The organism is Pseudoxanthomonas mexicana (assembly GCF_010093385.1).
Lineage (GTDB): Bacteria > Pseudomonadota > Gammaproteobacteria > Xanthomonadales > Xanthomonadaceae > Pseudoxanthomonas_A > Pseudoxanthomonas_A mexicana.
Map to the genome: position 1 here is coordinate 27,257 of NZ_PDWV01000033.1, position 17,678 is coordinate 44,934.

15 protein-coding genes are annotated in these 17,678 nt (G+C 68.5%); 10 read left to right on the top strand and 5 right to left on the bottom strand.

Going from position 1 to position 17,678, the window contains the following annotated elements:
- The first annotated feature begins 30 nt into the window (after positions 1 to 30).
- The 8 genes from flgE to flgL all read left to right on the top strand — a co-directional run bounded on the left by flgE (position 31) and on the right by flgL (position 9,942).
- Positions 31 to 1,251 carry a flagellar hook protein FlgE gene (gene flgE / locus CSC76_RS12470; protein WP_162110331.1) on the top strand — a complete coding sequence of 407 codons (1,221 nt, stop codon included), beginning with the start codon at positions 31 to 33 and terminating at the stop codon, positions 1,249 to 1,251.
- A gap of 116 nt (positions 1,252 to 1,367) precedes the next feature.
- Positions 1,368 to 2,120, top strand: coding sequence for a flagellar basal body rod protein FlgF (locus tag CSC76_RS12475; RefSeq protein WP_162110332.1), 753 nt, complete (start codon positions 1,368 to 1,370; stop codon positions 2,118 to 2,120).
- Positions 2,121 to 3,100: 980 nt separating this feature from the next.
- The gene (flgG, locus tag CSC76_RS12480; protein WP_162110333.1) at positions 3,101 to 3,886 is read left to right on the top strand and encodes a flagellar basal-body rod protein FlgG; all 786 of its coding nucleotides are present in this window, start codon (positions 3,101 to 3,103) and stop codon (positions 3,884 to 3,886) included.
- 22 nt (positions 3,887 to 3,908) lie between these two features.
- Positions 3,909 to 4,595, top strand: a complete 687-nt coding sequence (gene flgH / locus CSC76_RS12485) for a flagellar basal body L-ring protein FlgH (RefSeq protein ID WP_162110334.1) — start codon at positions 3,909 to 3,911, stop codon at positions 4,593 to 4,595.
- A gap of 8 nt (positions 4,596 to 4,603) precedes the next feature.
- Positions 4,604 to 5,785: a flagellar basal body P-ring protein FlgI gene (locus tag CSC76_RS12490; RefSeq protein WP_162110335.1), complete on the top strand. Its 1,182-nt coding sequence runs from the start codon at positions 4,604 to 4,606 to the stop codon at positions 5,783 to 5,785.
- Positions 5,786 to 5,795: 10 nt separating this feature from the next.
- Positions 5,796 to 6,848: a flagellar assembly peptidoglycan hydrolase FlgJ gene (gene flgJ, locus CSC76_RS12495; protein ID WP_162110349.1), complete on the top strand. Its 1,053-nt coding sequence runs from the start codon at positions 5,796 to 5,798 to the stop codon at positions 6,846 to 6,848.
- 14 nt (positions 6,849 to 6,862) lie between these two features.
- Positions 6,863 to 8,743, top strand: coding sequence for a flagellar hook-associated protein FlgK (flgK, locus tag CSC76_RS12500; RefSeq protein ID WP_162110336.1), 1,881 nt, complete (start codon positions 6,863 to 6,865; stop codon positions 8,741 to 8,743).
- The gene (gene flgL / locus CSC76_RS12505; RefSeq protein WP_162110337.1) at positions 8,740 to 9,942 is read left to right on the top strand and encodes a flagellar hook-associated protein FlgL; all 1,203 of its coding nucleotides are present in this window, start codon (positions 8,740 to 8,742) and stop codon (positions 9,940 to 9,942) included. Before flgK ends, flgL begins: the two co-directional genes overlap by 4 nt.
- Before the next feature lie 198 nt (positions 9,943 to 10,140).
- Here flgL and CSC76_RS12510 read toward each other — a convergent pair whose 3' ends face one another.
- Genes CSC76_RS12510 through lexA form a run of 5 tightly spaced genes read right to left on the bottom strand, consistent with a single transcriptional unit; the run spans position 10,141 to position 16,665 of the window.
- Entirely contained in the window at positions 10,141 to 10,734 is a 594-nt protein-coding gene (locus CSC76_RS12510; protein WP_162110338.1) for an alpha-ketoglutarate-dependent dioxygenase AlkB, read from the bottom strand.
- 6 nt (positions 10,735 to 10,740) lie between these two features.
- Positions 10,741 to 13,998: an error-prone DNA polymerase gene (locus CSC76_RS12515; protein WP_162110339.1), complete on the bottom strand. Its 3,258-nt coding sequence runs from the start codon at positions 13,996 to 13,998 to the stop codon at positions 10,741 to 10,743.
- On the bottom strand, positions 13,995 to 15,413 hold the full coding sequence (locus CSC76_RS12520) for a Y-family DNA polymerase (protein ID WP_162110340.1): 1,419 nt from the start codon (positions 15,411 to 15,413) through the stop codon (positions 13,995 to 13,997). The genes CSC76_RS12515 and CSC76_RS12520 overlap by 4 nt, the downstream gene beginning before the upstream one ends.
- 9 nt (positions 15,414 to 15,422) lie before the next feature.
- The gene (gene imuA, locus CSC76_RS12525) at positions 15,423 to 16,049 is read right to left on the bottom strand and encodes a translesion DNA synthesis-associated protein ImuA (RefSeq protein WP_162110341.1); all 627 of its coding nucleotides are present in this window, start codon (positions 16,047 to 16,049) and stop codon (positions 15,423 to 15,425) included.
- Position 16,050: 1 nt separating this feature from the next.
- Positions 16,051 to 16,665 carry a transcriptional repressor LexA gene (gene lexA / locus CSC76_RS12530; protein WP_425500871.1) on the bottom strand — a complete coding sequence of 205 codons (615 nt, stop codon included), beginning with the start codon at positions 16,663 to 16,665 and terminating at the stop codon, positions 16,051 to 16,053.
- Between the two features lie 101 nt (positions 16,666 to 16,766).
- Here lexA and CSC76_RS12535 point away from each other — a divergent pair, with 101 nt between their 5' ends.
- Complete coding sequence (locus CSC76_RS12535; RefSeq protein ID WP_162110343.1) at positions 16,767 to 16,988, top strand: AbrB/MazE/SpoVT family DNA-binding domain-containing protein; 222 nt, start codon at positions 16,767 to 16,769, stop codon at positions 16,986 to 16,988.
- A gap of 10 nt (positions 16,989 to 16,998) precedes the next feature.
- Positions 16,999 to 17,427 carry a type II toxin-antitoxin system death-on-curing family toxin gene (locus CSC76_RS12540; protein ID WP_162110344.1) on the top strand — a complete coding sequence of 143 codons (429 nt, stop codon included), beginning with the start codon at positions 16,999 to 17,001 and terminating at the stop codon, positions 17,425 to 17,427.
- Positions 17,428 to 17,678: the final 251 nt, after the last annotated feature.

A 17,678-nucleotide genomic window follows, 5' to 3' on the forward strand; every position in this document is an offset into this window, starting at 1 on the left:
GCTCCCACCGCATAACGCAAGGAGTCTTCCATGGCATTCAACAGCTCGCTGTCCGGCATGAGGGCGGCTAATGCCGACCTCAACGTCACTTCGCACAACATCGCCAACGTCAACACCACCGGCTTCAAGGAGTCGCGCGCGGAATTCGCCGAGGTGTTCTCGTCCACGGGTTACGGCCTGCTGCGCAACGGCATCGGCGCCGGCGTGCGCCTGACCAATGTGGCCCAGCAGTTCTCCCAGGGCGACATCAACCAGACCGGGCGCTACCTGGACATGGCGGAGGACAAGGAAGGCTTCTTCACCGTCAGCAACAACGGCACCAACGTCTACACCCGTGCCGGCAACTTCCAGCGCGATCCCAACGGCTACGTCACCACGCCGGAGGGCTACCGCCTGCAGGTGTTCCCGCCGCGCGCCGACGGCATCGGCTTCGACACCGGCAACCTGACCGACCTGCGCCTGCTGACCACCGACAGCCCGCCCTCGCCCACCACGCGCGTCGAGCTGGGCGTCACCCTGCCGGGCAACGCCGCCCAGCCGACCATCGCGCCGTTCTCCCCCACCGACAGCGCCAGCTACAACGAAACCACCTCAGTCACCGTGTACGACTCGCTGGGCGTGGCCCACCAGCAGACGGTCTACTACGTGAAGACGCCCAACCCGAACGAATGGCAGATGCACACGTACGTGGACGGGACGTCGATGGGCGCGCCGACCACGGTGCAGTTCGACAACAACGGCACCCTGACCGCGCCGGCCAACGGCCTGGTGACCCTGTCGCCGTTCACGCCCAGCACCGGCGCGGGCGTACTGAACATGACCCTCGACATCAGCGGCACCACCCAGTACGGCGAACAGTTCGCCAAGCGCATCCAGAACCAGGACGGCTACGCCACCGGCAAGCTCAACGAGTTCAGTGTGTCCGAGACCGGCGTGGTCTACGCGCGCTATTCCAACGGTGAAGACCAGGCGCTGGGGCAGGTCGCGCTGGCCAACTTCAGCAATCCGCAGGGACTGGTGTCGCAGGGCAACAACACCTGGACGCACAGCTATGCCTCCGGCGAACCGCGCATCGGCGCGCCGGGCACGTCGGACTTCGGCCAGGTGGCTTCCGGCGCGCTGGAAGCCTCGACGGTCGACCTGACCGAGCAGTTGGTCAACATGATCGTGGCGCAGCGCAACTTCCAGGCGAATTCGCAGGCCCTGTCCACGCAGGACCAGATCACCCAGGCCGTGATCAACATCAGGTGAGGCGAGGAGTGAGCGGAGAGGAGTGAGGAGTGAGTGGAACCTCCTGCACTCGCTGAACGCACTCCTCCGCTTCTCCTCACTTCTCACTCCTCTCTACTCACTTCTGGCCCTTCCCCATGGACAAAGCTCTCTACGTCGCCATGACCGGCGCCCGCGCTTCGCTGCAAGCGCAGGGCACCGTGTCGCACAACTTGGCCAATGTGGACACCAAGGGATTCAAGGCCGCACTGGCCGGCACGGAAGCCTTCAAGATCCAGGGCCAGGGCTTTCCCTCGCGCGTGGACGCGGTGCTGATCGATCCCGGCTTCGACGGCCGTACCGGTTCGCAGATGGTCACCGGGCGTTCGCTGGACATCTCGCTGCAGCCGAACCGCTGGCTGGCCGTACAGGCCGCGGACGGTGGCACGGCCTACACACGCAACGGCGAGCTGAGCGTCACCCCGAACGGCCAGCTGGTCACCGCCGGTGGCCGTGCGGTGCTGGACGACAACGGCAATCCGATCGCGGTGCCGCCGGCGCAGTCCATCGATGTCGGCGCCGACGGCACGGTGTCGATCATCCCGCAGGGCGAAGGCCCGCAGACGATGGCCGTGGTCGGCCGCATGCGCATCGTGGAAGCGGCACAGTCCCAGCTGGCACGCGGCGGCGACGGCCTGATGCGCCCCTCCGATCCGCAGGCTCCGGCCCTGGCGCCCGCCACCGGCAACAGTCTGACGGTCGGTGTGCTGGAAGGCAGCAACGTGGACGCGGCCGGCGCACTGGTGCAGATGATCCAGTTGCAGCGGCAGTTCGAGATGCAGGTGAAGGTGATCCGCAGCGGCGACGAGATGGCGCAATCCTCCAACCAGCTGCTGCGCCTCGGCGGCTGATGCTTGAGGCCCCTGCTTTGGAAGCCCCTCTCCCCGCGGGAGAGGGGTTGGGGTGAGGGGCAACGAAGCCCGTATGTCCTGGCTACTCCGAAAACATCAACACCCATCATGGGCGCGATGCGCTCATGATCTTTGAGCGCAAGACGTTTTCTCGTCGAATCCGTTCACAAGGTTCAAGCATGGCGCCGCTCGCCACGGAGGCCCTACTTTTCTTTGCTTGTGCAAAGAAAAGTAGGCAAAAGAAACACCCCCCGGCGGTCCGCCCGCCGCTGCGCGGCGGGTGCGCAGTCCCGGTGGGGATTTTCGGCCGGGGCATCCTGCCCCGGCCGAAAACGGCGCACGTCCTGTGCGCCGCCCCTGCGGGGTTTTACCCGCCGTGACTGCCGAACCTCAGGGGCCCAAGAGCAGAAGCCATCTTGCCGCCTTTGCCCTTGCTCTTCCGGGGCCCCATCTAGGCACGGCGAGTGGGCCGGGTAAAACCCGCAGGGCGCCGTCATGGATGACGGCGTTTCCGTATGGCACATGGATGTGCCTTACGGAAATTCCCGGACCGCTCGCGGACCCTGCGCGCGCAGCGCGGAGGGCGTGCCGCCTGGGGCGTGTTTCTTTGGTCCCTTTCTTTGCACGAGCAAAGAAAGGGACGCCCCCGCGGCCAGCGGCACCATGCTGGCGAGTCAGGGAATCACCCCGTCAGGCCCAGAAAGTCAAGAGTCGCAGCGTGCCTTTGGATAGGTCCATTGTCCGCACAGGCGGTGGCTTCGTTACCCCTCACCCCAACCCCTCTCCCGATGGGAGAGGGGCTAAAACCAAGCACCGCCGGTTTTCCGCCACGCCTCCGTCGCGGCTGTTACCCCCGTCCCACGTCGGCGTGGATCCCAGCGCCAAAACCACGACACCCATTCCGGCACAGGACTTGCCTGAGAGGAGGCGAGGAACCGCATCGCGCGATTCCAACTTTCCACTCCGCGAGGAACCACGCCATGAACCAGGCCCTCTGGGTCGCCAAGACCGGACTGGACGCGCAACAGACGCGCATGTCCGTGGTCTCCAACAACCTGGCCAACACCAACACCACCGGGTTCAAGCGCGACCGCGCCAGCTTCGAAGACCTGCTGTACCAACAGGTCCGCCAGCCCGGTGGCTCCACCTCCTCCCAGACCCAGTTGCCGTCCGGCCTGCAGCTCGGCACCGGCGTGCGCGTTGTGTCGACCTCCAAGGACTTCCAGCAGGGCAACCCGCAGCAGACCGGACGCTCGCTGGACGTGATGGTGAACGGCCGCGGCTTCTTCGAAGTGCTGCTGCCCGACGGCTCGCCGGCCTACCCGCGCGACGGCTCGTTCCAGATCAACGCACAGGGCGAGCTGGTCACCAACAGCGGTTATCCCGTGCAGCCCGGCATCCAGGTGCCCGAGGGCGCGCAGTCGATGACCATCGGCAACGACGGCACCGTCAGCGTGACCATGGCCGGCCAGGCACAGGCGCTGGAAATCGGTTCGCTGCCGCTGACCGACTTCGTCAATCCGTCCGGCCTGCAGGCCAAGGGCGAGAACCTCTACGTCGAGACCACCGCCTCCGGCCCGGCGCAGAACGGCACGCCCGGTCTCAACGGCCTGGGCAGCCTGGTGCAGGGCTCGCTGGAAGGCTCCAACGTCAACGTGGTGGAGGAGCTGGTCAGCATGATCGAAACCCAGCGCGCCTACGAAATGAACGCCAAGGCCATCTCCACCACCGACTCGATGTTGGGCTACCTCAACAACAACGTCTGATCCACGCATCCCGGGATTCGCCATGAAGCGCACCACGTCCGCCACTTCCCTCGCCTGTGCCCTGCTCCTGCTGCCGGGCTGCGCGCGCTACTACGGCGACGTGCGCCCGTCCGCGCCGATGCACCCCATCCAGCCGGGGGTCGCCGTGCAGCCCCCCCCCACCGCCGGTTCCATCTACCGCGGCGGCCCGGGCCTGAACCTGTACGCCGACCGCCGTGCGCGCGACGTGGGCGACCTGCTGACGATCAACCTGGTGGAGAACACGGCCGCGCAGACCTCGGCCACCACCTCGGTGGACAAGAAGAGCGAAGTCAGCCTGGCCGCGCCGAACATCGCCGGTGCGCCGGTCACCTTGAACGGACGCGACATCCTCAGCGCATCAGTCAACGGCGACCGCGGTTTCAGCGGCGCGGGCAATAGTGCACAAAGCAACCGGCTGCAGGGCAGCGTGACGGTCACCGTGATCCAGCGCCTGCCCAACGGCAACCTGGTCGTGCAGGGGCAGAAGAACATGCGCCTGAACCAGGGCGACGAACTGGTGCAGATCCAGGGCATCGTCCGCCCGGCCGACATCAACCCGGACAACACGATCTCCTCCGGCAAGGTCGCCGACGCGCGCATCGCCTACGGCGGCCGTGGCGCGATCGCGCAGTCCAACTCGATGGGCTGGCTGGGCCGCTTCTTCAACTCGCCGATCTTCCCGAACTGAGCGCCGCCATGCACCCGCAGAACCCCGAACGTTCCAGCGATGCGCCGGCGAAGAAGCCGCGCCGCATCGACACCTACACGCTGCTGGGCCTGCTGGCCTGGATCGGCCTGGTACTGATCTGCCTGGCGCCGGCCGCACGCGCCGAGCGCATCAAGGACCTGGCCCAGGTCGGCGGCGTGCGCAGCAACCCGCTGGTCGGCTACGGCCTGGTCGTGGGCCTGGACGGCACCGGCGACCGCACCAGCCAGGCGCCCTTCACGGTGCAGAGCCTGAAGAACATGCTGGGCGAGCTGGGCGTCAACGTTCCGGCCAACGTCAATCCGCAGCTGAAGAACGTCGCCGCCGTGGCCATCCACGCCGACCTGCCCGCCTTCGCCAAGCCGGGCCAGCCGATCGACATCACCGTGTCCTCTATCGGCAACGCCACCTCGCTGCGCGGCGGCAGCCTGCTGATGGCGCCGCTGCGCGGCGCAGACGGTGAGGTCTACGCCATCGCCCAGGGCAACCTGGTGGTGGGCGGTTTCGGCGCGCAGGGCAAGGACGGCTCGCGCGTGTCGGTCAACGTGCCCAGCGTGGGCCGCATTCCCAACGGCGCGACCGTCGAGCGCGCGATCCCGAATGCGCTGGACAGCGGCGAAGGCACCATCACGCTGAACCTGCACCGCGCCGACTTCACCACCGTCTCGCGCATGGTCGCGGCGCTGGACCAGAGCTTCGGCAGCGGCAGCGCCTACGCCGTCGACGCTGTGACCGTCGCCGTGCGCGCGCCGGCCGACGTGTCGCGCCGCGTGAATTTCCTCGCCCAGGTGGAAAACCTGGAATTGACGCCCGGCAGTGCGCCGGCCAAGGTCATCGTCAACGCCCGCACCGGCACGGTCGTGATCGGCGCGCAGGTGCAGGTGATGCCGGCCGCGGTCACGCACGGCTCGCTGACGGTGACGATCACCGAATCGGCCAACGTCAGCCAGCCGAACGAATTCTCGCGTGGCGGCCAGACGGTGGTGACGCCGCAGTCCAGCGTGTCGGTCAGCCAGGAAGGCAACCGCATGTTCAAGTTCGAGGGCGGCACCTCGCTGGACGAGATCGTCCGCGCGGTGAACGAAGTCGGCGCTGCGCCCGGCGACCTGATCGCGATCCTGGAAGCCCTGAAGCAGGCCGGCGCCTTGCGCGCGGAGCTCGAGGTGATCTGACATGGCCAGCATGCCCATCGGAACGCTGAACCCCTCGCTGCCGCTGGCCGACGCCGGCGGCAAGCCGGACAACGCGCGCATCCACGAGGTCGCGCGCAAGCTCGAGGGCCAGTTCGCGCAGATGATGATCAAGTGCATGCGCGAAGCGGGCTTCGGCGACTCCCTGTTCCCGGGCGAGAACCAGATCTTCCGCGACATGTACGACCAGCAGATCGCCACGGCGATGTCGCAGGGCCGCGGCCTGGGCCTGGCCCCGATGATCGCGCGCCAGCTGGGCGCCACTGACGCGGCCACGCCCGCGGTGCCCGCCACCACCGCGCTGTCGGCGTACAAGCGGCTGCTGCCGGGCACCGATGCCGATTCCATGCTCGACGCGATCGCCGGCCGCGGCATCGGCAGCAGCACGCATGCGTCGTCCGGTGTGCCGGACACGATCACGCTGGACACCATCACCGTGCGCCCCGACGCGGCGTGCGACGAGGTCGAACAGGTCGCCTCGGCCGATCCGACCAAGTACGCCCGCAACACGCCCGAACGCTTCGTCGCCGAGATCTGGGGCCACGCGCAGAAGGCCGCGAAGGAACTCGGCGTCGATCCGCGCGCGCTGGTCGCGCAGGCGGCGCTGGAGACCGGCTGGGGCAAGCGCCAGATCAAGACCGGCGAAGGCGGCAGCGCGCACAACCTGTTCGGCATCAAGGCCACCGGCTGGAAGGGCGAGCGCGCCCGCACGGCCACCCACGAATACGTCGACGGCGTGAAGCGCACCGAGACCGCGGATTTCCGGGCCTACGCTTCTCCCGCCGAGAGCTTCGCCGACTACGTGCGGCTGCTGAAGAGCAACCCGCGCTACCAACAGGCGCTGGCGGCCGGCAAGGACATCGCCGGCTGCGCGCGCGGCCTGCAACGCGCCGGCTACGCCACCGACCCGACCTACGCCAACAAGATCGCCTCCATCGCCAACGGACCCACCCTGGGCAAGGTGCTGTCGGCCATCGGCACCACGGTGGCCGGGCCGGTCGGCAATGCCGTGGGCAACGCGATCGGCAACGCGCTGCGGCGCTGACCAGGGGATAACGCATGTCGAACCTTCTCGCTACCGGCAGCAGCGCCCTGATCGCTTTCCAGCGGGCGCTGTCGACCGTCGGCCACAACGTCGCCAACATCAACACGCCGGGCTATTCGCGCCAGCGCGTGGAGTTCGAAGCCCGCGACGCCACCTATTTCGGCTACGGCTACCAGGGCAACGGCGTGCAGATCGTCGACGTGCGCCGGATGGCCGATTCGCTGGCGACCTCGCGCCTGCTCGACAGCGGCGGCGAGCTGGCACGGCTGCAGCAGCTGTCCACGCTGTCTTCGCGCCTGGACCAGCTGTTCTCCGAGAAGGCCACCGGCATCAGCGCGCCGTGGTCCAGCTTCTTCGATTCGGTCAACGCGCTGTCGTCCAATGCGGCGGGCTCGGCCGATCGCGAAAGCGTGCTCGCGCAGGCGAACGCGCTGGTCACCCGTTTCCGCCAGATCGACCAGCATCTGGACGGCCTGGATATCGAGGTGAACGCGGGCCTGACGGCGGCGACCGACGAGGTGAACCGGCTGGCCAAGGAGATCGCCCAGCTCAACGGACAGATCGGTGGCAGCAGCAGCCCATCCGGCGACCTGCTGGACCGGCGCGACCAACTGATCAGCGAACTGGTCGCCTTCACCGGCGGCAATGCGGCCACCCAGGACGGCGGCCTGGTCAACGTGTTCAGGGCCGGCGGCCAGCCTCTGGTGGTCGGTGCCACCGCCAGCACGCTGGTGACCGTGCCCGACCCGTACCGTCCGGAACGGCTGCAGGTGGCGCTGGAAACCAACGGTCAGCGCGTGACGCTCGACAAGCGCGCGCTGGGCGGCCAGATCGGCGGTCTGGTGGAGTTCCGCACCACGGTGCTGGACCCGGCGATGGCCGAACTCGGCCGCATCGCCACGTCGCTGGCGCAGACCTTCAACGAAGGCCACCGCGCAGGCATGGACCAGTACGGCCAGATGGGTGCGGACTTCTTCACCCTGCCCGCGCCCCGCCTTTCCTCCAATGCCAACAACACCGGCAACGCCAGCCTGACGACGTCCGTGGGCAGCGTAGGCGGCCTGAACGCGCAGAACGTGCTGCTGCGCTTCGACGGCGCGGCCTGGGTAGCCACCCACCCCGACACCGGCGCCAGCATCCCGATGACAGGCACCGGCACCGCCGCCGATCCGCTGGTGGTGAACGGCATCGAGGTGGTGCTCGCCTCCGGCACGCCGGCGGCCAATGACCGCTTCCTGCTGCAGCCCACCGCCGGCGCCGCCGGCAACCTGGGCGTGGCGATCACCGATCCCGGCCGCATCGCGGCGGCCACGCCGGTGAAGGCGACGACCGACCTGGCCAATACCGGCAGCGGCAAGCTCAGCGGCCTCAAGGTCACCGACGCTGCCAACGCCGGTCTGCTGGCGCCGGCCGACATCGAATTCATCGACGCCACCCAGTACACGATCAACGGCACCGGTCCGTTCGCCTACACGCCGGGCCAGACCATCGCCTACAACGGCTGGAGCGTGGTGCTGGATGGCGCGCCCGCCGCCGGCGACACCTTCAGCGTGGGCCCGACCGGCGCGAATTCCAGCGACAACGGCAACGCCAAGCTACTGTCCAACCTCGACGATGCGCGCGTGCTCAATGGCGGCACGCTGACGCTCAACGGCGCCATCGGCGGCCTGACCACCCAGGTCGGTTCTGCGGCGCGCCAGGCCGACTACTCCGCGCAGGCCCAGCAGGTGATCCACGACCAGGCGCAGGCCGCGCGCGATGCGGTGTCCGGCGTCAACCTGGACGAGGAAGCCGCCGACCTGATGCGCCTGCAGCAGGCCTACCAGGCGGCATCGCAGATCATCGCCACCGCCGACACGCTCTTCCAATCCCTCCTGGCCGCGACCCGCCGATGAACTACCGCATCTCCACCGGCATGATGTACCAGCAGTCGATCACGACGATGCTGGCCAAGCAGGCGAAGCTGGCGCACACGCAGCAACAGCTGGCCAGCGGCCAGCGCCTGGTCACCGCGAAGGACGATCCCGTCGCCGCCGGTACTGCCGTCGGACTGGACCGCGCCGTGGCCGAACTGGAACGCTTCGGCATGAACGCCAGCGCCGTGCAGAACCGATTGGGCCTGCAGGAGAACGCGTTGACCCAGGTCGGCGATGCGATGGCGCGCGTCAACGAACTGGTCATCCAGGCCAACAACGCCGCGATGGGCGAAGACAGCCGCAAGGCGATCAGCACCGAACTGAAGGCGATCTACGCCGGCCTGCTGGACCTGGCCAACAGCACCGACGGCGCCGGACGCTACCTGTTCGGCGGCACCAGCGACGGCAGCGCGCCGTTCGCGATCGCCGGCGGCAGCGTGATCTACAGCGGCGACCAGACCCAGCGGCAGGTGGAAGTGGCGCCGGACATGTTCGTCGCCGACACGCTGCCGGGCAGCGAGGTGTTCCTGCGCCTGCGCACCGGTGACGGCCGCATCGACGGCCAGCCGGCCGCGGGCAATACCGGTACCGGCCTGCTGATGGGCTTCGGCGTGACCGATTCCACGGCCTGGGACGGAGGCACCTACACCCTGAGCTTCGGCGCGGGCGACACCTACCAGGTGACCGACGCCGGAGGTACCGTCGTCACCACCGGCACCTACGCCAAGGGCGAGAGCATCGCCTTCGCCGGCGTGCAGATGCGGATCGAAGGACAGCCGGCCAACGGCGACAGCTTCACCCTCGGCCCGGCCGGCTCGCGCGACATCTTCGCCACCGTGCAGGGATTGATCACCACGCTGGACACCAACCCCCCCACCGATGCGCAGCGCGCCGCCATGCAGAACGACCTGCAGGCCGCGATGCGCGACGTCGCCACCGCACAGAGCAAAATGATCGACGCGCGCGCCAGCGGCGGCGCACAGCTGTCGGCCATCGACGATGCGGCGGCGCTGCGCGAAGCCAACAACGTCACCCTGCAGGGCACGCTGTCCACCCTGCGCGACCTGGACTGGGCCGAGGCCATCGGCCGCTACCAGATGGAGAACACCGCGCTGCAGGCCGCGCAGACGGTCTTCATGCAGATGCAGTCGCTGTCGCTGTTCAAGCTGATGGGCTGACCGCCCTCCTCCTTTTCATGCAGTCCTTCCCCTCACGCCGCGATGCCCTCGCGGCGTTTTTTTGGCTTTCTGTAGGAGCGACGTAAGTCGCGACCGCGCGCCTGATGAGCCGTGACGCTGAATTTGAGCGTGCTTGAGACACGTTCCTGACCACGATCCTCCGCGGTCGCGACTCACGTCGCTCCTACAGGCCTCCCCTCAGGCCGGCCTCACCCGGAACACCACACTGATCCGCGGCCCCTGCGCACGACGGGTCTTCGGGATGCCGTGTTCATGCGTACTCTGCGAGGCATGGCTCATCGACAGCACGCTGCCCGGCGCCAGATCCACTGCCAGGGTCTCGCGGCGGCTTTCGCGGGCACGGATCAGCATCCGTCGCGGCGCGCCCAGCGACACCAGGGTGATCGGATGGCCGGCCGCCACGGTATGCAGCTTGTCGCCGTGCATGGCGACGCTGTCGTGGCCGTCGCGGTAGAGGTTCATGCCGATGCGCGTGTAGGGCGCAGGCGCCCTCGCCCTCACGCAGGCCAGCAACTGCGCCAGCGGCAGATCGTCCGGCAATGCGTCCACGGCATAGTTCGCCAGCAGCCTGGGCACGTCGACGATGCGGTCGTACATCGGACGCTGCAGGTGCGTCCAGGCTGCGCCTGCGTGCAGCAGGTCGAACCAGCGCTGCGCCGTTGCAGGATCGATGACATCGGGCCAGTAGCGGATGCCGCCCTGCGCATCATCCACCAGCTGGTGCATCGCCGGAGCGAACAGGTCGTCGGTGTAGGCCGTCAGTGCACGCATGGCTGGTCAGTGGAAGTCACGGGAGCCGGGCTGGATCTCGCCCAGCAGGTGACTGAAATCCTCCAGCCGGCGTGCGATCAGGTGGGAGACGCCGTCCACCTGTTCCCAACGGCCGCGTACCGCCATCAGGCGCGCGCCCAGCAGGGCCTTGCGGTCGCGCAGCGCCACGTGCGACCACACCACCACGTTGACCATGCCGTGCTCGTCCTCCAGGGTGACGAAGATGGTGCCCTTCGCCGTCGCCGGCCGTTGCCGCTGGGTGACGATGCCGGCCGCGAATGCGCCCCGCCCATGCGGCAACCCGCGCAGTTGTCGTGAGTCGACCACCCGTTGCCGCCGCAGGCGTTCGCGCAGCAACGACAGCGGATGCGCGCCCAGCGTCAGCCCGGTCATGCGGTAATCCGAGGTCACGTCCTCCCCCACCGTCGGCGCAGGCAGGACGATCGCCTCCTCGTCCGGGCTGCCGGGCAGCAGCGGGCGCTGCCGCTCGATGCCGGCGACCGCCCAGCGCGCGGCATGGCGGTGTCTGGCCAGCGACTGCAACGCGCCCGCTTCGGCCAGGGCGGTGCGCGCCTTCTCGTCGAGCCTGGCACGCTGGCAGAGATCACGGACATCGGCGAAGGGGCGTTGCGCGCGCGCGGCCATGATCGCCTTGCCGGCATCCTCCGACAGTCCGCCCACCTGCCGGAAGCCGAGCCGCAACGAGGGTTGTCCGCCGTCGTCGACCCCGCGGCGCACATGCCCGCCTTCCAGCGTATTGTCCCAGTCGCTGACGGCGACATCGACGGGCAGGACATCGATGGACACACGCCCGCCCTGCCCGCGTCGCGCGTCCTGCACGATCTGGCTGGGCGAGTAGAAGCCCATCGGCTGCGCATTGAGCAGCGCGCAGGCGAAGGCGGCCGGCTCATGCCGTTTCAGCCAGCAGCTGATGTAGACCAGCTTGGCGAACGAGGCCGCATGGCTCTGCGGGAAGCCATAGGAACCGAAGCCCTTGATCTGCTCGAAGATCTGGTCGATGAACTCCGGGGAGTAGTGTTTCTTCAGCATCAGTTCGCGGATGCGCAGGCGATGCGGCTCCATGTCACCGCCGCGCTTCCAGGCTGCCATCGAGCGGCGAAGCCCATCGGCCTGCGAAGGCGTATAGCCGGCATGTATCACCAGTTCCATCACCTGTTCCTGGAACAACGGGATGCCGAGCGTTTTCCCGAGGATCTCCTTCACCCCTTCCGACGGATACGTCACCGGATCCTTGCCCTGCCGGCGGCGCAGGTAGGGATGCACCATGCCACCCTGGATCGGGCCGGGGCGCACGATGGCCACTTCCACCACCAGGTCGTAGTACTCCTTCGGCTTCAACCGCGGCAGCATGCTCATCTGCGCGCGCGATTCGATCTGGAACACGCCGACGGTGTCGGCGGCCTGGATCATCTGGAAGGTCGCCTCGTCATCGTTCGGCAGGCGCGCAAGATCCAGACGGAATCCCCGGTGCTTGTCTATCAGGTCTACCGCCTTCCTGATGCAGGTCAGCATGCCCAGCGCCAGGCAGTCGACCTTGAGCAACCCCATCGTCTCCAGGTCGTCCTTGTCCCACTGGATGATGGTGCGCTCGTCCATCGACGCGTTCTCGACCGGCACTACCGTGGACAGCGGCGCATCGCCGATCACGAAGCCTCCCACGTGCTGCGACAGGTGACGCGGGTGGTCGCGCAGCTGGTCGGTCACCGCCAGCACGCGCCGGATCAGCGGATTCTCCGGGTCGAAGCCCGCCTCGCGCAGGCGCTGTTCCATGGGCGCCTCGCCGTTGCCCCAGCCGTAGCAGTCGGCCAGCAGCGCGATCTGGTCCGGGGGCAAGCCGAACGCCTTGGCCACGTCGCGCACGGCGCTCTTGCCGCGGTAGCGGATCACCGTGGCCGCGAGCGCGGCGCGGCGACGTCCGTATTTGTTGTAGACGTACTGCAGCACTTCCTCGCGGCGTTCATGCTCGAAGTCGACGTCGATGTCCGGCGGTTCGCCGCGATCCTTCGACAGGAATCGGGCCATCAGCAGGCGGCTTTCGGCAGGATTGACCACAGTGATGCCCAGTGCGAAGCAGACCGCGGAATTCGCCGACGAACCACGTCCCTGGCAGAGGATGTTCTGTTCCCTGGCAAACCGCACGATGTCCCACACCGTGAGGAAGAACGCCTCGTACTGGAGCTCTTCGATCAGCGCGAGTTCGCCGTCGATCTGATCCACTACTGAATCCGGCACGCCCTCCGGCCAGCGCTCGCGCATGCCGCGTTCCGTGAGTTCGCGCAGCCATGTGGTGGGCGTGTGGCCCGCCGGCACCAGTTCGGCCGGATAGCGGTAGTGGATGTCGCGCTTGAGGTCGAACCTGCAACGCTGCGCCAGCACCACCGTGGCATCGATCAGGGCACGCGGATAGATGTTGCCCAGCGCCCGTCGCGTGCGCAGGTGGCGTTCGCCGTTGCGGAAGAGGTGCTCGCCGCATTCGGCCAGCGGTGTGGCATGGCGGATCGCCGTCATCGTGTCCTGCAGCGCGCGACGGCGCCGCACGTCCATGTGCACGTCGCCGGCCGCCACCGGCACCATGGCAAGGCGCGCGGCGGACTCGAGCAGGCGCGCGAGTCGAGCGGCATCGTCCTGCTCACGGTGCAGTTCGACCGCCATGTGCGCGCGATCGCCGAACACCGACTGCAGCCATCGCCCCTGCGTTTCGTCGATCTCGCGTGCCGGCAGCCAGAGCGCGAACAGGCCGCAGACGGCAGGATCGACGTCGGACAAGAGGCGCTCCACGTCCTGCCGCATGAGCCGGTAGCCCTTCTTGTCGACGGCGCGCCGGGCGGTGGTGATCAGTTCGCACAGCCGCGTGTAGCCGGCCGTGGTTTCCACCAGCAGCACGCACTTCAGTCCACACGCCAGGGTGAACTCGCTGCCGACGACGAGGGGCACCTCCGTCGCGCGCGACGCCTCCCAACCGCGCACGATGCCGGCCAGCGAGCATTCGTCGGTGATCGCGAGCGCTTCATAACCGAGATCGCGTGCGCGCTCGAACAATTCCTCCGCACTGGCCGCGCCGCGCAGGAACGAGAAATCCGACAGGCAATGCAGTTCCGCATAGGCCGGCCAGGCATCTTCCTGTGGGCCGTCGTCGTTGGCCGCGGCATGCCGGCGCAACCGCTGCGCCACCTCCCAAGCGCGGGGCGGGCGACCGCCGGGCGTGTCGCGGTCGACGCCGTCCACCGCATCGTCCCAGCTCACGCGAACCACCCATGCAGCATCCAGCCGCCCTGCTCGCCCGGCGGCGTGAAGGCCCAGGCGCGTTGGCCTTGCGAAGTCTCGAGCACGTAGTAATCGCGGCGCGCGTCCTCACCATCCCACCAGCCGCTTTCCAGCCGCTCCGGCCCGGACACGATGCGCGGATGCGGATCGCGCAGCGGCACCGGTTGCGGCAGCAGCCAGGTCGGGCGGGGCGGACGCAGGGGCGCCTGTTCGATGCGCCCGCCATCGCCCTGCACACGTCGCCATGCGCGTTCCGGGCGTGGATCGCCGGCCGGGGCCACGCGATGTACCGCTTCGTCGCCCAGGCGCGCGCGCAGGCGTTCGCGCAATTGCGGCCACGGCAGTTGCTGTTGCGGTCGCGTATCGAACAGATCGCGCGCGGCCGGCACGAACGGCGGCAGTTCGCGCGCGAGCAGACGCACGCCCACCACCGGTTGCGCGATCTGCACGCGCTCCAGACGGTTGCGGGTCAGTTCGAACAGCATGGCCGGCTCGCGCTCGGCGGCCAGCAGCCCTATCTCGACATCGGTGTGGCCTTTTTCGTGTTCAAGGCGCAGCACGAAGCGCTGCACGCCGCCGTCGCGGATGGACAGGTAGGTGCACAGGTCGCCGATCAGCCGGCGCAGCGGGAACAGCAGCGCCATGTGGCTCTCGACCTCGTAGCCGAGTTCGATGCGTGCATCGAAGTGGTCCGGCGGCGTGTAGTACGCCAGCGGATCGTCGGCCTGGCCGTACAACCGGTCCAGGTGCTCCAGCACCGGCAGGCCGAAGCGGCGCCGCAGGCTGTCGCGCGGCAGGCCGCGCAGCGTGCGCAGGTCGCGGATGCCCATGCGGTGCAGGCGTTCGCCGGCGTCGTCCGGCAGGCGCGCACGGCGCACCGGTACGCGGTCCAGCATCTCCATCATCGCTGCCGGCTGCATCACCGCCAGGCCATCGCGCAGGCCGGCGAACACATGCGCCGCGCGCGGCGTGGGCGCCAGCGCGAGACGATGCTGGAAACCCAGCAGACCGAGTTCCTCGCGTAACCGCGCCTCGATACGCGGCCAGGGCCCCAGCAGGCGGAAGCTGGCGCGCACCTCCAGCACCAGGCAGCCCGGCCACTGCGCGCTGACCAGCGAACTGTGGCGGTACGCCCAGGCGGCGAGGAAGCGCTGCCAGCGCGCTTCGGCCGAGGGGTCGTATTCGACCATCGCGAACTCCGGCAGCAGCGCGTGCGCGGCGGTCAGGCGCATGCCCGCCCGCAGGCCCGCCTGCGCGGCCGACGCATTCACTGCCTGCAGGGTGCGCAACTGCGCGGTGCCGCCGACCAGCGCCAGCGGTGCGTCGGGATCAGGCAGACGCCGGAGGACGGCATCCAGCGCCAGCTGCGGCAGCAGTACACAGGCCCAGAGCATCGATAGGCCTCAATGCGCGACCAGCGCGAAGGGTTGCGCAGGCGCCGGACCACCGCGGCATTTGCGCACCCGCCATTGCGTACCGCCCTGCGCATCGCGGGTGGCTTCCACACGCAGCGCGGCCGCAGAGGGATTGGCCGCATGGCGACGATCGCGCAGCGCGAAGCCCAGGCATTCGCCACTGTCGGCCGCCACCTGCAGCCGGCGCAGCGCCGGCCCGTCGGCGTGCGCTGGCCAGCCCAGCACGGCCGCACAGGCGCCACTGCGCAGGCATTGTTCGAAGGCCCACAATGCATCGCGTGGCGCGGCTTCCACGATTTCCAGCAGCGCCAGATCCACGCCGGCGGCCTGCCAGGCCGGCGCATACGGAATGTACGGCGGCGCGATCACCGCCACGGCGCTGCCGGCCTGGGTCAGACGCGCCAGCGTCGGCAACAGCAGCGCCAGTTCGCCCACGCCGTCGGCGGGCAGCAGCAGTTCGGTCAAGGCGCGGCGGGGCCAGCCGCCTTGCGGCAGCAGCGCGTCCAGCGCGGTATGCCCGGTGGGTTCGCCATCGGCGGCGATCGCCGCACTGCGGCCCGCGTGCCATAGCGTGCGCGCGGCCAGCAGCGTATCGAGGGCGACGACGGCACCCATCTCAACCCCGGCGCACCAGGCCGCAGTACACGCCTTCGATGGCGAAGTCCTGCCCCGATTGCACCTCGATGGGCGCGTGCGCGGGATTGCGCGGCAGCAGGCGGATGCGGCGACGTTCGCGCTGCAGGCGCTTGATGGTCAGCTCGCCATCGATGCGGGCCACGACGGTCTGTCCGTCGCGCGCCTCCGGCGTGCGGTGCACGCCGACCAGGTCCCCATCGACGATGCCGTCGTCGATCATCGAATCGCCCTGCACCTTCAGCAGGTAATCCGGCTGCGGCGAGAACAGCCGGCGGTCCAGCCACAGCTGCTCGTCCAGGCCGATATCGGCCCCGATCGGCTGGCCCGCGGCCACCCGCCCCAATACGGGCAGCGGCAGCAGGTCCGCCATGCCGCCCGGCAGGCGCAGGCCACGCTTCTGGCCGGGCGACTGCTCCAGCAGTCCGTCGGCGACCAGCGCCTGCACATGCTGCTGCGCGGCATTGCGCGAAGCGAAGCCGAAGGCCCCGGCAATGGCCGCCAGACGGGGCGCGCGTCCGGCCGCCAGCTCCCGGCGCAGGAAGGCCAGGACGGCGGCACGTTGGGGAGGCAGGTCGACGGGGCTCATGGTGTACATTTGTACACCTTCAGGTCTCACATGGCGAGAAAGACGTGCGGCTTGCCTCCCAGCCCCATACGCCTCAATATAACCATGGTTATAACGCCAAGGAGGCGACCATGAAGCTCAAGATCACCACGGTCGGCAACTCTGCCGGCGTCATCCTGCCCAAGGATCTCCTGGCACGCCTCCGCCTGGAAAAAGGCGATGAACTCCACGCGCTCGAAACCCCGGACGGCATCCGCCTGACGGTCTACGACCCCACCCTCGCCGAGCAGATGGAGGTGGCCGAGCAGGTGATGCGCAGCCGCCGCACCTTGCTTCACAAGCTGGCCCAATGAAGCAGCCCGGATGATCGTCTGGATCAGCCGGGCCTTGGCCTTGGCCATCCATGACCGGCAATTGGCCGAGCATGGCGGCGCGACCGGCATCCGCGACGAGGGCTTGCTGGAATCGGCGCTCGCGCGTCCCAGGCAGCTGCATACCGACGGGCAACCCGCGCCGGATCTGGCCGATCTGGCGGCCGCCACGGCCTTCGGCCTGGCGCGCAACCATCCCTTCGTGGACGGCAACAAACGCATGGCGGCCGTGGCCTGCGAAGTCTTCCTCGGGCTCAATGGCGCCACGTTGTCGGCGGAAGACCACGAGCTCTATCCGCTGTATCTGGGCCTATCGGAAGGCAGTCTCGGCGAAGCCGACTTCGCCGCATGGCTACGCCCGCGGATCATCGCAAAGGCTCCAGGCAAGGTGCAGGAACCCTCTCCCGCCTACCGTCCCTGACGTCGACGCACTCACCGTCGTCCCAGCGAAAGCGGGGACCCACTTTGCCTTTGCCTTCCGACATACGGAAGGAGGGTCATCCCTGGGGCAATGGATTCCAGCTTGCGCTGGAATGACGGCTAGGTGTGATCTCTCGGTAGGTTGTTCATCCGGGGCATCTCTGGAAGATGGGGGTTGCGAAGCCAACCCAGCCCCCAGGAGCCCCGGATGAACCTGCATAAACATGCCCGTTTGAGCCCGCGCGGTCGAGC

What these genes read in the sequence shown, in the direction of transcription:
- flgL (WP_162110337.1), top strand. Translation starts at nt 8,740, where the DNA reads ATGAACTACCGCATCTCCACCGGCATGATGTACCAGCAGTCGATCACG.
- CSC76_RS12535 (WP_162110343.1), top strand. Translation starts at nt 16,767, where the DNA reads ATGAAGCTCAAGATCACCACGGTCGGCAACTCTGCCGGCGTCATCCTG.
- flgJ (WP_162110349.1), top strand. Translation starts at nt 5,796, where the DNA reads ATGCCCATCGGAACGCTGAACCCCTCGCTGCCGCTGGCCGACGCCGGC.
- flgH (WP_162110334.1), top strand. Translation starts at nt 3,909, where the DNA reads ATGAAGCGCACCACGTCCGCCACTTCCCTCGCCTGTGCCCTGCTCCTG.
- CSC76_RS12540 (WP_162110344.1), top strand. Translation starts at nt 16,999, where the DNA reads ATGATCGTCTGGATCAGCCGGGCCTTGGCCTTGGCCATCCATGACCGG.
- flgE (WP_162110331.1), top strand. Translation starts at nt 31, where the DNA reads ATGGCATTCAACAGCTCGCTGTCCGGCATGAGGGCGGCTAATGCCGAC.
- CSC76_RS12520 (WP_162110340.1), bottom strand. Translation starts at nt 15,413, where the DNA reads ATGCTCTGGGCCTGTGTACTGCTGCCGCAGCTGGCGCTGGATGCCGTC.
- CSC76_RS12510 (WP_162110338.1), bottom strand. Translation starts at nt 10,734, where the DNA reads ATGCGTGCACTGACGGCCTACACCGACGACCTGTTCGCTCCGGCGATG.
- CSC76_RS12490 (WP_162110335.1), top strand. Translation starts at nt 4,604, where the DNA reads ATGCACCCGCAGAACCCCGAACGTTCCAGCGATGCGCCGGCGAAGAAG.
- CSC76_RS12475 (WP_162110332.1), top strand. Translation starts at nt 1,368, where the DNA reads ATGGACAAAGCTCTCTACGTCGCCATGACCGGCGCCCGCGCTTCGCTG.
- flgG (WP_162110333.1), top strand. Translation starts at nt 3,101, where the DNA reads ATGAACCAGGCCCTCTGGGTCGCCAAGACCGGACTGGACGCGCAACAG.
- flgK (WP_162110336.1), top strand. Translation starts at nt 6,863, where the DNA reads ATGTCGAACCTTCTCGCTACCGGCAGCAGCGCCCTGATCGCTTTCCAG.
- lexA (WP_425500871.1), bottom strand. Translation starts at nt 16,665, where the DNA reads ATGTACACCATGAGCCCCGTCGACCTGCCTCCCCAACGTGCCGCCGTC.
- imuA (WP_162110341.1), bottom strand. Translation starts at nt 16,049, where the DNA reads ATGGGTGCCGTCGTCGCCCTCGATACGCTGCTGGCCGCGCGCACGCTA.